Origin of the sequence: Desulfurella sp., assembly GCF_023256235.1 — a bacterium.
Lineage (GTDB): Bacteria > Campylobacterota_A > Desulfurellia > Desulfurellales > Desulfurellaceae > Desulfurella.
In genome coordinates this window covers 1-13,905 of the sequence record NZ_JAGDWY010000035.1, presented here as the reverse complement: position 1 = coordinate 13,905, position 13,905 = coordinate 1, and the positions used below count along the sequence as shown (strand labels likewise).

Here is a 13,905-nt window from a genome sequence, read left to right as displayed (position 1 = left end):
GAGCTCAAATACTGTTTGAAGCAGAAAAGAAGAAATTGATAAGACAATTTGAGCACGCCTAACGGTTTGCAAAAAGCATTGGAAAAATTATTGAAATTTGCCAAAAAGGAGGTGAAGATGCTAAAAAAACTTAAATTCTTTTTCTTAGGTGCATTTTTAATCGGCACAAGCTTTTATTTACAGGGATGCGCAGGATATACTACTGCTGCTATTACAAGCGCTGTAAACAGCAAATACGAAGCCATAAACTTACAGCCTGAAGCAGAAAAAAACATTCAGCAAGCCTATAACGCAGCGCTTGATACCCAAAAACAATACCCGACTGGAACTGTAGATGTAGTGTTTAACGATTTAGCGGTTAGAATGAATCCGACATTTAATACGCCTGTAGTTTATTTAAACGGCAGTAAATACCTGTCTGAGCAATACATAGATACGGTTTTAGCATACGCAAAACAGGTTATGCCTGATGTAAACTTTGTGGTAAAAGATAAGCCTGATTTTAGCAGCCAGAACCCGCAGTTAGTGTTGTTTCCAAGTTTTTTTAACCATACAATATTAGGCTTTTTTGCTGGTAGACAGATTATTTACAACTCAACCTACGCTATTTTTGAGCTAAACGGCAAATACTACGCATTTAACAACGAGATTTATGATAACGGCTATCCGATAATTATGGCAACTGTCTTTAGCAACTTCTTCAAAGACTACTACAAATCTGAACTGTTGGCATACTATCCTATTTTTCCTGCAGTTAAAGCCATTATGCTGAAAGCGCAAAACCAGCCTTTAAGTCCCTATCTTGAGCGATGGCTTAATGCGGTTAAACAGTGGCAGCCAGCCCCTGTAAACAACGACAAGGTAGCCTTTAGAGTGGTGTCTGATGCCAAACTGCCATGTGTGTATAACTACAAGTGGACTGAACACAAAAAGAACGCACAAGGCAAGGAATACGGCAAAACAGAGCCAGAGTGGTATCAAAACCTAAAAGGCATAGCGCCATACCTGTTTATGCCAGAAGACAGCACAGAGTGCCAAAAAATAGAAAAGAAAGTAAAAAACGGCACTGAGATTACTCAAGCTATTTTGGAAGTGGTAGCTGAAAACTGGAAAAAAGAAACAAAACCTATAATGGACAACTGGGACAAAGTAAGCAAATTAACCGTTGGGGCTGACAATCAGACTTTGGCAGCACAGAAGTGAAAAAAAAACAATGAATAGTAAATCCGTGATTGATTAAAGCGGAGTGTTAAGGTGGTAATTATGACTAAAGAAGAGAAATTTTATAAGGCATTGCAAGATGTTTTTATCGGAGCTAAGATTGAAGGCGAAGGTGGCTTTATCAATTTGATGCGGATAAAATCAACCTACTATTCACAAATTAAAAAACTACTGAAAGAAGATATAGAAAAAGCATTAGAAAGATATCCCGCATTCAAGGACGAACTTTTTGATAAGCTCTACTCCTTTTTCAGCCGCTATTTTACTGAAAGTGGTTCGATCTATTTTAATTCAACGCCATTCCATAACAACGTTTATGAAAAGGTTTACACTGATCACGCTACGGAAAACTACCGTATCTACGGCTTTAAGTGGGACAATAAAGCTTACGAGGAGACTTTAAATGATGTGTGGGGAGAATAAAATAGGAGGAAAATATGAAAGCATCTGAAACACAAATCCAACCAATTCTTGAAGGAACAAAACAATATATTGTTCCGCTCTTTCAACGTTCATATAGTTGGCAAGAAACTGAATGGGAAGTTTTATGGGATGATATTATAGAACTTTATGAGATGGAAATCCCCCGTACTCATTTTTTAGGTTCCATAGTAACTATGCCTACTACTTCTGTGCCAGAAGGGGTTGCAAAATATCTAATAATAGATGGTCAGCAACGGCTTACTACGATTTTTATCATACTGTCTTTATTGCGTAATAAATCATTGCAAGGCGGAAATGAACATCTTGCTGAGGAAATCAAAAATACACTTTTAACTAATCCCTATCAACAAGGGATTGACTATTTTAAATTTCTCCCAACTAATGTTGATAGAAAAATTTTCCAAAGATTAATCAATAACGAAACAATAAATGATTCTCATAACATATTTGAGGCATATAAATTTTTTAAAAAAAAACTTGATGATGAGAATTTCGATATAAAGAAAATTAAAGATTTAATCATATGTAATTTGATAGTTGTTAGCATTGTGCTTGACCGTGATGATAACCCACATCTCGTTTTCGAGAGTCTTAATGCAAAAGGTCGATCTCTAACTCAAGCTGACTTGATTCGAAATTATTTTCTTATGAAAATACATATAAACAAGCAAGAAGAGATATATTCAAATTATTGGGAACCGATGCAAGACTCCCTTGGAGAAAATCTAACAGAATTTATTAGACATTATTTAATGAAAGATGGCAAACAAGTTAAGCAAAGTGAAGTTTACTTTTCCCTTAAAGGAGAAGTTGAAAATAAGGAACCTTTAGAATATCTCAATAATCTATTAATTTATTCAAAGTACTATAAAAAGCTAATTGATCCAGAACATGAAAATGATCCAGAGATAAAAAGAATGCTTAAGCGTCTCAATAGACTTGAAGTAACAACAGCATATCCATTTTTATTGAATATTTTTAGAGAATATGAAGAACATAGTATAACTAAAGAAAAACTGATAGAGATATTAAAAACACTTGAGAATTTTATAATTCGCAGATTCGTTTGCAATATTCCAACAAATCAACTTAATAAAATATTTCCTCCCCTTTATTCTCAAGCAAAGAAGTTGCATTGTGATCTCCTTAGTAATATAAAACAAATACTACAAGGTAAAGATTACCCAAAAGATGTTGAATTTAAAGCAAAATTAATTAATACGAGACTTTATGGTAGCGGAGACAGACAAGTTAAAACTAAGTTAATTCTTGAATCCATTGAAGAATCATTTCATCATAAAGAGCAAGTATCATTTGATGATCTTTCTATTGAACACATAATGCCACAAACATTAAGTGAATGGTGGCAAAATCATTTAGGTGAAGATTGGGAAATAACGCATGAACTTCTGGTTGATACAATAGGAAACCTAACATTAACAGCATATAATTCTGAACTTTCAAATAAAAATTTTGAAGTAAAAAAACAACAATACTTAATTAATAGTCATATTGAAATGAATAAATATTTTATAGATAAAATTTCTTGGAAAAAAGAAGATATTGAAACACGAACACAGCAATTAGCTGAAACCTGTATTACTATATGGCCATATTTTGGGGATAAAAATGTTACCGATTATAATAATAAAGATACTACAGGCACTAAACCACAAAAATTATACATTTTAGGGCAAATTTTTGATGTTCAATCTTGGAGAGACGTAATGGAAAAAACTCTTAATTGCATTATAGAATTAAAACCAGAAAAATTTGAAGAAATAATACATCAATTTCCAAGATTTGTTGGTAGAGATGAAAAAAAATTTCGTGCAGTACGCAAACTTAGCAATGGTGCTTTTGTAGAAGTAAATTTATCTGCAAAAGATATTCATAGGTTTTGCCTTACCTTAATAGAAACTTTAGAGCTAACATTAGAAGACTGGAAAGTAGAATTTTAAAAATGTGAAAATATTAAAAAATGCAATCATACTCCAAACAATAGATAAGCCTGAGTAAACTATAAAATTTGAAAGGGAAAACACTTGATGAGAAAGCAAAATAAAAATATTCAAACAGAGTGTGTGAAAACACTCATAGAAAAATATAAACATGATAAACAAAAGATGCTTGTGCATACGGCAACATTATTCTCCCCCTTCAATTATTCTTATTTCTTCCGGGGTTAAATCATAAAGTTTATAAACCAATTGGTCAATATCTTGTTCTAACTGAGTTGTGTCTGCTTGTGGGTTCTCTTTCTTGGCGGCAAGGATTTTGTCAACAAGATCCTCTATGCGTTTGACTAACAGTTCGTTGTCAGGAGTAATTGGGGGAAGAGGAAGATTTTCTAAAAATACCTTTTTGTATCTATACCCTTCTTCACCTAAACCACCACCCGCATACCAATTCTTAAAGAAGTAAGTTACAGGCAAAGAATTTAAAAGACCACAGATATACTTTACATTATCACCAGTCATCAAAAAACTTGTTGCTTCAACATAAAATTTTTCATTGTCAAAATAAAATTGTGGTTGTCTAACTATTTCTGCCCACACCACCTTCTCCTTCTCAAACTCGGGGTAGTAGGCACAATGGCGGAGTTCCCACCAGTAGTCACCCTGATCATCACGCCTTTTAGCTTTGGCTTCAAATGAGTTTAAATGCTTCATTAAAGCTGGAAAGGTTTTTTCTATAAAAGATTCAGCACTTTTGTTGCCTTTATTTTTATTTGTCCAACCCGCAGGAATTACAATCACCCACAGCCCCGCCCATTCGTAGTGATAGCGTTTGATATCACGCCCACGCAAGATGGGCTTGATGATTGCCTCGGTGCGTTGCCGTTCGGCTTCACTTTGGCAATTTGCCAATATCTCCTCTCGCTTTTCAGTGGTAATGATAAATGCTTCGTTTAAACCGGTTTTTATACCATAATAAATTTCCACGTCCCAGTCTTTTAGCGGTTTGCCAAGACGCTCTATTTTTTCTTTTAGTTTTTGCTCAGCACTACTACCAATAAACCAGGCATTTTTAGTGAGTTTTTCAAGTAGTACGCCTTTTTTATCTATCGCATCTAGTATATTTTTTTTGTCTTCTTTTTGTAGAGTAGCACCGATAAGCTTATTTTGATAATCTTTCTTTTGTATAAGCAAGATGTTTGTGTCTACTGTTGCGTCATCAAATACTCCTGGTCCCAAATCGATCAAAAACTTAGGATTGTACTTTATAAAAAACTCTCTTAACTTTTCTCCATAACCTGCCCTCATCCATTTGTTTGATGTTATAAAGCAAAGATGCCCACCGGGTTTTAAAAGCTCTTTTATGCCTTTTTCATAAAAAAGCGTATATATATCTCCCATGCTATCAAGTACTTCATAATTAAACTTTTTATACTTTTTTGAAAGCAAACCAGAGTTTTTTTGCAATTGTATATACGGCGGATTTCCAATTACAATATCAAAACCTATAAATTTGCCATTATCGTCAATTATTTGCGGGAAATCCAAAGCCCACAAAAAGCCATCGTAGTTTTGCGTAACACGTAGTGTCGTATAGTTTTGCTGTAAAAATGCTTTTCTCATTTGTTCTATTTTATTTTTAATTGTTCTTTTTTCTTCACCTGTTGCTTTTAAGTATTCTTTAAACAATGATCTATAGTTTTGCAGCAATGGTTTAATTAAATTATCGTAAAATACGGTATTGTCTGTTTCTTGTTCTTGATTTGTAGGCGACAGCAAACTATCCCCTACTTTGATATTTATATCTATGTTAGGCAGTGTTTCCATTTCCTGAAAACTGCTTTCTTCCGTATAATAAGCGTTTTTAAGCAATTCGATCCATAGTCTTAAACGTGTAATTTCTACGGATTTCGGGTTAATGTCTACACCAAATAGGTTGTTCTCAATAATTTCCCTTTTAGCATTAAATATAAGTTTCTGGAATGCCTGCATACGGCTTGTGTATCTGCTACTATAAATTGAGCCACAGTGGCCAGATAATTTGAGCCACCTTTGGATGACTTCTTTCTAAAAAACTGAGATAATAAAATCTCAATTTATAGGAAGGAGGCAATTTTGGAGGATGAAAACGATGTATGATGTAGCAGACATTTTAAAGGCTTACAATGAAACAGGTTCCATCAGAGGAGTCCAAAGAAAAACAAACATATCTAGAAACACTATTGCAAAGTATTTGGTCAGAGTTGAAGAAAACAGAGCAGATCAAAGTTTAGAAATTATCCGTTCTAAACAAAGAACAAGGTATAAAAGAACAGATGAGTTGATAGAATTAATAAACACCCTGCTTGAAGAAAACAAAGAAAAACCCCTAAAACTCAGATACACGGCAAAGAAAGTATGGCGCATTGTTGTGTCTAGAGGCTATGATGTAGGCTACAGTTCTGTAAAAAGAGTGGTCAGGCTTTGGAAAGATAAATCAAATCCGACAAAGGATGTCTATATAGAGCAGATACCTAAAGAAGGCGCAAGGGCAGAGTTTGACTGGGGTTATGTGCCTTTAGTAATAGACGGCCAAGCAGGTCTATACCCAGTCGCTTTTATGGTGTTAAACAAATCCCTATACAGGTATGCTCGCATCTTTGAGCAAGAAACCCAGCTTGAAGTAATCCAAGCCCATATAGATTTCTTTAATGAAATAGGTGGCGTCCCTAAAACAATCTTTTATGACAATCTAAAAGCAGTGGTTGACAGACCAAAAAAGGTAAACGAAAACTTCTTAAAGTTCGCTTCTTTTTTTGGCTTTGCGCCTAATGTATGCAACCTTCATGCCCCAAATGAGAAAGGTACAGATGAAGAGACAGTCGGCATGGTTAGAAGCTACTGCTTTAGCGAAAAGAATGATTTTAAAAATGTATATGAAGCCAATGCCTATCTAAAGACAAAGCTTTCTGAAATAAACTCAATGCATGTCTACAAAAGAGAACTTCCGCCAAAAGATGGTTTAATTAATGAGCAGGACTTTCTAAATCCTCTGCCCAGTTCTTGCTACAACAACTACTACCTTGCAGTAAGAAATGTAAGCAAGTATTCTAGTGTGTCTTTTGAAACAAACCACTATTCTGTCCCAGATACCTTTTTTGAATCAAAGGTGATGCTTAAAGTATACCCTGATAAAATAGAGCTGGTAGGTTTTAATGAAGACATCACTATAGCAACCCACAAAAGGCTCTTTACAAAGAACAATTATTCTTTGGATATAACGCACTACCTTGATACAATGAAGAGAAAACCAAGGGCTCTTGCAAATTCAAGAGCCCTTGAAACACTTAATGCAACACTAAAAGCTTTGTTTGATAGATACTATAGCACAAATCCAAAAGATTTCATAGAGATTTTAAGCCTTGCCAAATCCTATGAAGACGAGCACTTAGAAAAATCAATCAAAGCTTTAATGCAAAGCGGTGTTATACCTACTCTTGAAACAATAAAAAACTTTCTTGAACAAAAAGATATACAACAAACCGAAAGCTTCTATTATCCGGGAATCAGTATAGATACAGTTGAGCCTTGCGTATACGATGATCTTTTGGAGGCATCATGCAGGTAAAAGAGCTTTTCAAATCCCTTAGAATACCAAAAGCCTATGAAGCATACATTAGCTTGAACCCTCAAAAAGAGCTTGAAGATCTAATCTGTTTAATACTAACAAACGAAATTGAATCAAGGCTAAACAATGCTATAGCAAAAAGAATAAAAAACGCAGGCTTTCCAACACTGAAAAGATTTGAAGAGCTAAAGCCAAAATATCTGCCAAAAGACGCTCAAGAAAGGCTTGATGAATTAAAATCCTTAGGGTTTGTTAAAAGCAAGAAGAATCTCATTATGCTTGGAAACTCAGGATCTGGCAAAACCCATATGTCAACTGCCATAGGCATTAAAGCATGTCAGGAAGGCTACAGCGTGTTGTTTAAAACAGCTGCAAGGCTAATAAATGAATTAAAGGAGGCAAAGAATGAAAAACAGCTTACAAAGTATGCAAAAGCATTTGAAAGCTACGACCTTGTGATACTAGATGAGCTGGGATACATACCATTTGACACAGAAGGCTCACAGCTATTGTTTGAATACCTTGCCATGAGGTATGAGTCAAAAAGCACAATAATAACCTCTAACCTGATATTTTCTGAATGGATAAAGATATTTCAAGATAAAGCTCTAACGGTAGCTCTGCTGGACAGACTAACCCATAATGCAATTGTGCTAAACATGAACGGCGAAAGTTACAGGAGAAGAAAAATAGAAAAACTAAATTAAAAACAAAACAAAGAGTGGCTCATGTATAATATATAAAGAATCTGGCTGGGACACAGAGGGTGGCTAATTTGTTGGCCCTGCTGGCTCAATTTTAGTTGATTTTTTACATCTAAGTTTGAATGTGCTTTATTATAAAAAATATTTAAATATTTACTTGAAATAAGTATGAAAATTAGTACAATATATTTATATGAAACGTTGTTTTGTAAATTGAAATACATTGTATACAAGGAGGTAAATGTGGAATCAGAAAAAGTAGGTATAAAAACGATTTATTTTGGTGCATTGGCCGGATGGATTTTAGATTCATTTAATATAGGTGCTATGTTTTTATTGATTCCAATATTAGCATCTCAATTCTTTTCCATTAATTCCACTTTTGCTATAGTTGGAGCATGGAGCATTGCTACAACAACTTTTGTTTTTAGACCTATAGGTGGAATTTATTTTGGCGCATTAGGTGATAAAATAGGGAGAAAAAAATCTATGATTGTAACACTTGTTGGGTTAGGATTATCTGTTTTTCTTACAGGGTTTCTACCAACCTATTCAAAGATAGGGATTTTTGCTCCTTTATTACTTGTAGTTTTTAGAATTATAACAGGATTTTTTGCAGGCGGCGAGTATGGTAGTAGTGCTGTTATAATACAAGAATCAGTTGATAAACAAAAAAAAGGTATTTGGGGAGCAGCTTTACAGGCTGGATTCCCTATAGGTTATACTTTTGCAGCAATTATATTTCTATTGTTGCATTATTTTTTAGGTAAAGATTTTTTAGAGTATGGGTGGAGATGGATGTTCTGGATAGGCTCTATTGCTGCATTATTAGGTCTTATTGTAAGATATAGAATGCCAGAATCTGCTTTATGGGAAGAAACGTCTAGAAACAAGAAACTTCGTAAGCCATTAAAAGAAATATTTACCAGGAAAAAAGAACTCAATGGTTTATTAACAGGCATTCTTGCTATGACAGGAATAGCTTGGATATATGGTCTTACGCTTGGTTTCTATCCAACTATTTTATCATTTCATAAATTTATTTTATTTCCAAAATTCCTCTATGTTGTAATAGTAGCAATTTTATCATCTCTTGTGGGTTATATTTTGTCAGGTTATATTAGTGATAAAATAGGAAGAAAAAAGATAATAATAATTTATTCTATTACAGCTATTGTATTTTCAGTAGGACTAACATATTTAATTACTCATATATTAAATTTTTATGAAATAGTTTTACTTTCTAGTGTTCTGGCTTTTATAACAACAGGCATATTTGGGGTAATGCCTTCTTTTTTGGCTGAAAAATTTTCTACTATTGTAAGAAATACTGGTGTTGGAGCATCTTTTAATGGTGGTTTTATTTTAGGTCAATGGAGTGTAGCACTGTTGTTGCTAATAATAAAAATATCTTCACCTTCTTTCTTTATATTGTGGGGTATTTTTATAATGATAGGAGAATTAATGATTCTATCTTCAGCATTGCTTTCAAAAGAAACTAAGGGAATTGATTTATACAATTTATAATTTATTCTTTTTGGAGGTTTGGTATGGAAAAACAGGGCCAATTAGAGAATATATCTGAAAGGCTTGAAAGGTTACCTATGAGCAGGTTCCATTGGAATTTTTTATGGATGGTAACTGCAGGTGAATGGTTTGATACTATAATCCTACTTAATGTGGGTATTATTGTTGCACTTTTAGGAATACACTTTGGCTATCCACCCGGTAAAGGTCCTATAATTTTATTTTCTTACACTTTTTTTGGCATGCTATTTGGAGCTTTAATTTTGGGTAGATTAGCGGATTTATATGGCAGAAGAACAATGTATTTTTTTAATCTCTTAATTTTTGGAATACCTTTGATTGTAGCATCTTTTATGAATAATCTACAAATTATAGAAGCTCTAATATTCTTGTCTGGAATGGGTATTGGCGCAGAAGGTGTTTTAATGGATACATTCATAAGTGAAATAATGCCTAAAAAAACAAGAGGAAAGCGTTTGGCATTAGCTTATACATTGGTTGTTACTGCAGCACCAATTGGCGCTCTGATTGCTACTTTTACCCAAAGACTTATACCAAATGATGCTTGGAGGGTATTTCTTGCTTTTGCAGGCGTAGGTGGACTAATTGTATGGGTTGTCAGATTCAAAATGATAGAGTCTCCAAGATGGCTTGAAAGTAAAGGAGAATATGATAAGGCATCTAAAATATTAGATAAAATAGAAGAAAGCATAATGAAAGAATATAATTTGTCATCATTACCAGAACCTGCACCTTCAAAAGAAGTTAAACAAGAAAAATCTAGATATACCGATCTCTTTAAAAAAGGTGTCAGAGGAAAAACTTTTATGATGTTTATCTTTATGTTTTTTCAATCTGCTCTATTTTATGGATTCACTGGTTTGGTTCCTTTGTTTCTTGCGCATAGAGGAATAAATTTAAATAAAATATTTGCATTTACGTTTGTAATATATACAGGTTTTTTACTCGGTAGTTTTTTTAATATTTTTGTTATAGATAAAGTAGAAAGAAAATGGGGATTAATTGTTTCTATAATACTTGTTGGAATATTTGGATTAATTTTTGCTTTTTCAAACAATATTTATTTAGCATTATTAATGGGTTTTCTTACTACATTTTCTCTTTGGAATATGTCTAATTTTTATCATCAATATAATGCTGAAATATTTCCAACACATTTAAGAGGTAGTGCAACTGGATCTTCTTATGCAATTAGTAGATTTAGTACAGCAATATTGCCAACTTTTATAGGAACATATGTTTATAAAAATTACGGCATAGGTGGAGCTTTCATTGTTCTATGGGTTTTTATATTAATATTGGTGGTAGATCTTTTGCTAGGACCTAAAAGTACTGGCAAAAATCTTGAAGAAATATAAAATAGCAATTTTCATTCAAAGGCTGTTTAATATAGCTTCTGAATGTTCTCCTAAGGTTGGAGGAGGAGACACAGACTCCTCTTTAATATTTGAGAACTTAGGTGCAATATTTATTATATTTATTGTTCTATTTAAATAATCTAGGCGCATAGGAATGAGCATATTGCGTTCTTTTGTATGACTTAATTTGAGTACTTTTGATAAATCTAAAATTTCACCAGAAGGTATGTCGTATTTCTCAAAAAGGTCCACCCAAAAATCAGTAGTGCGTTTTTTAAGAATTTCATTTAATATCTTATTTAATGATACTCTGTTTTCTTTGCGTTTTTCTCTATCAGCAAATCGAACATCTAATATTAAATCATTTCTTTTAATTGCTTTACATAAATTTATCCATTGCTTATCCTCATTTGCCGCAATGTTAATTAGGCCGTTTTTTGTTATAAAAGTGCCTGATGGAGCTGCTGTGAAATTGTCATTTCCTAAAAGCTCTGGTTTTTTGTTTGCTATTAAAAAATTCGATGCTGCCCAACCGAGCATAGGAAGCATCGAATCAAACATTGAAATATCAATGTAAGTTCCTTTATGTTTTTTAATTCTAAAATATAAAGCTGCTAATATCGCCATAGTAGCAGTCAAACCGCCAACTGTATCGCAAATTGGGAACCCACACCTTAGCGGGTTGATTTCTTTTGTACCATTTAATGACATAACTCCACTAAGGCCTTGAATAATTTGGTCATATGCTACTTTATTTGATAGCTGTCCGTATTGTCCAAATCCGGATATTGAGCAATAAATTATTTGAGTATTAAGATTTGACAATATATCATAATCAATTTTTAGTTTCTTTATTGTACCTGGTTTAAAATTTTCCACCACAATATCTGCCTTTTTTGCTAATTTATAAAACTTTTCTAAATCATTTTTGTTTTTTAAATCTAATATAACACTTTTTTTGCCTGCATTTTGTGCAAGGAAAGATGAACCAAGTAATTTTTTGTTTAATTTTTTACTAGCGCCAAGTTTTCTTGCCAAATCACCATCTTTAGGTCTTTCTATCTTTATAACATTTGCTCCCATCATAGCAAGATGATATGTACAAAAAGGACCTGCTAATACATTTGTTAGATCTAATACAGTTAAATCGTTAAGAATTTGATACATTGACTACACCCCTACAGAGATTCTATCAATTTTGATATCTTTTCAGCAAATTGAATTAACAAATAAAGTTTTTCGTTGGAAAAGTTGTTTAAAAAACGATCTTTTGGTCCTGATATAGATAAAGAACCAAATATTTTGTTGTATTTAAATAATGGAGCTGCAGCAGCTGCCATAAAATTGTCTCTCTCACCTTTAGATATACAATAGCCGTCTTTTTTTATCTTTAACAAAAGATCCAGAAATTCTTCTAAATTTTTATAGAAAGAAGCTAGCTTAAACTGTTCAAAATAATTTATTTGTAAATCTTTATCTAAATTTGCTAATATAATTTTGCCACCAGCTCCTAAGTGCAGTGGTAGAGTATGTCCTATAGGTATAGAATATTTTAGAAACTGGGGACTATCTACCCTCATAAAACATATTCTATTAAATTCTTCTCTCTTATAAATGGTGACGGTCTCTTTTGTATTTTTGGAAATCTTATGAAGATAGGCATAGATATCTTTTGCTGATGCATTGCTAGAATTGTATATTTGCCACAAATTAACCATTTTTGGGCCTAATCTATATTTTCCTGAATCCAAATCTTTAACTAAAAATTCTTCCTCTATTAAAGTATTGCATAATCGTAAAATGCTTGGCTTAGAAATGCTTGTTTTATTATATATTTGAACCAAACTTAACTCTGGTTCGCGTTCTGTAAAACAATTTATTATTTTAAAAGCTTTCTTAATTGATGTAAGAGTTTCTACCATTTTTATGCCTCATATAAATTTAATTGATTTAGAATTTTTATATAATTACATATTCTTCCAGAAAATTGCTGTTGGTAAATTGTTGATATATGATTTGCACATGCACATAACTTTCTAAAGTTAATTTCTTTGAGATATCCAAGAGATTGTAACATAAATACCAAATCTTCTGTTGAAATATTACCCGGTGCATTTTTCATGAATGGACAACCTCCTACTCCAGCTATAGAACTATCAAAAAAGTATACTCCTTTATTGATTGCGGCTAATATATTTACTAATCCCATACCAAAGGTATCATGTAAATGAAGTATTATTGGTATATTTGATGCAATTGAATTGATTTTATCTATAACTTCAATTATTTGGCCAGGTGTAGCAAAACCTGCTGTATCAGACAATCTTAGTCCATCAATTTTATTTGTGTCTATGAGAATTTTGGCTATTTTTTGTACTCTTTCTAAAGGTATTTGGCCTTCTATATAACAACCAAACACTGCTTGTATACCAGCATATATTGATATGTTATTTTTATAACCAGTCTCAATCATAGTTAAAAGCTCGTCTAGTGACTCTGGGATAGTTTTACCAGTATTTTCTTTTTGATGAGAGTTGCTTGCAGAAATAGAAACGTTTAAAATCTTAACCCCCGAATCTATTGCACGATATACACCTTTTAAATTTAATGCAAGAGCAGAAAATTCTACCTCTTTTGTATTATTAAATATTTTAAATAACTCTTCTATTCCTTCCATTTGAGGCACCTTCCTAGGATTAACAAAAGACCCCAACTCTATTCTTTTTATACCCGCTTCTATTAATTTTTCCACAATATTACTTTTTTCTACTATAGAAAGTAATTTGCTATTGCTTTGTAAGCCTTCTCTTAAACCTACTTCCTCAATGACCACGTACATGAAGTTTGTTCCATTTTACAAAATATAATTCCATATATAATAATAGTTTAATTTGTATCCCTTTGTCAAGTAAAAATTTTTAATTTTAATAATGTACCCACAAATCATTGACAGAATTTTTGGAAGGAATAAAAATTCCAAAAATTCTGTATCGATTTAGGGGTACATTATATAAAAGATGCAAACATTGATGACTTTATTGATCTTTTAGAGTATATTATAAACG

General features: G+C 32.7%; 11 protein-coding genes. 7 read left to right on the top strand and 4 right to left on the bottom strand.

The annotated features are described in order from the left end of the window. The first annotated feature begins 117 nt into the window (after positions 1 to 117). The 3 genes from Q0C22_RS03625 to Q0C22_RS03615 are packed head-to-tail and all read left to right on the top strand — an operon-like array spanning position 118 to position 3,626. Positions 118 to 1,203: a hypothetical protein gene (locus Q0C22_RS03625; protein WP_291490738.1), complete on the top strand. Its 1,086-nt coding sequence runs from the start codon at positions 118 to 120 to the stop codon at positions 1,201 to 1,203. 60 nt (positions 1,204 to 1,263) lie between these two features. Next, on the top strand, positions 1,264 to 1,644 hold the full coding sequence (locus Q0C22_RS03620) for a hypothetical protein (RefSeq protein ID WP_291490736.1): 381 nt from the start codon (positions 1,264 to 1,266) through the stop codon (positions 1,642 to 1,644). Between the two features lie 14 nt (positions 1,645 to 1,658). After that, a complete protein-coding gene (locus Q0C22_RS03615) occupies positions 1,659 to 3,626 on the top strand; it encodes a DUF262 domain-containing protein (RefSeq protein ID WP_291490734.1) in 1,968 nt (655 codons plus the stop codon). A gap of 186 nt (positions 3,627 to 3,812) precedes the next feature. Here the strand turns inward: Q0C22_RS03615 and Q0C22_RS03610 are convergent, their stop codons facing one another. Beyond that, positions 3,813 to 5,615, bottom strand: a complete 1,803-nt coding sequence (locus Q0C22_RS03610) for a TaqI-like C-terminal specificity domain-containing protein (RefSeq protein ID WP_291490732.1) — start codon at positions 5,613 to 5,615, stop codon at positions 3,813 to 3,815. Positions 5,616 to 5,745: 130 nt separating this feature from the next. Between Q0C22_RS03610 and istA the strand changes: the two genes are divergently transcribed. The 4 genes from istA to Q0C22_RS03590 all read left to right on the top strand — a co-directional run bounded on the left by istA (position 5,746) and on the right by Q0C22_RS03590 (position 10,840). Then, a complete protein-coding gene (istA, locus tag Q0C22_RS03605) occupies positions 5,746 to 7,230 on the top strand; it encodes an IS21 family transposase (RefSeq protein WP_291490730.1) in 1,485 nt (494 codons plus the stop codon). Further along, positions 7,221 to 7,937 carry an IS21-like element helper ATPase IstB gene (istB, locus tag Q0C22_RS03600; protein WP_291490728.1) on the top strand — a complete coding sequence of 239 codons (717 nt, stop codon included), beginning with the start codon at positions 7,221 to 7,223 and terminating at the stop codon, positions 7,935 to 7,937. Before istA ends, istB begins: the two co-directional genes overlap by 10 nt. Before the next feature lie 240 nt (positions 7,938 to 8,177). Continuing rightward, positions 8,178 to 9,461, top strand: coding sequence for an MFS transporter (locus Q0C22_RS03595; protein WP_291490726.1), 1,284 nt, complete (start codon positions 8,178 to 8,180; stop codon positions 9,459 to 9,461). A 23-nt stretch (positions 9,462 to 9,484) separates the two neighbouring features. Continuing rightward, a complete protein-coding gene (locus Q0C22_RS03590) occupies positions 9,485 to 10,840 on the top strand; it encodes an MFS transporter (protein ID WP_291490724.1) in 1,356 nt (451 codons plus the stop codon). Positions 10,841 to 10,855: 15 nt separating this feature from the next. Here the strand turns inward: Q0C22_RS03590 and Q0C22_RS03585 are convergent, their stop codons facing one another. From Q0C22_RS03585 to Q0C22_RS03575, 3 genes are read right to left on the bottom strand one after another with little or no spacing between them, the layout of a single operon-like run. After that, positions 10,856 to 12,007 (bottom strand): CaiB/BaiF CoA-transferase family protein, encoded by a 1,152-nt coding sequence (locus Q0C22_RS03585; RefSeq protein ID WP_291490722.1) that lies wholly within the window; start codon positions 12,005 to 12,007, stop codon positions 10,856 to 10,858. 11 nt (positions 12,008 to 12,018) lie between these two features. After that, complete coding sequence (locus Q0C22_RS03580; protein WP_291490720.1) at positions 12,019 to 12,762, bottom strand: IclR family transcriptional regulator; 744 nt, start codon at positions 12,760 to 12,762, stop codon at positions 12,019 to 12,021. 2 nt (positions 12,763 to 12,764) lie between these two features. After that, entirely contained in the window at positions 12,765 to 13,673 is a 909-nt protein-coding gene (locus Q0C22_RS03575) for a hydroxymethylglutaryl-CoA lyase (RefSeq protein ID WP_291490718.1), read from the bottom strand. Positions 13,674 to 13,905: the final 232 nt, after the last annotated feature.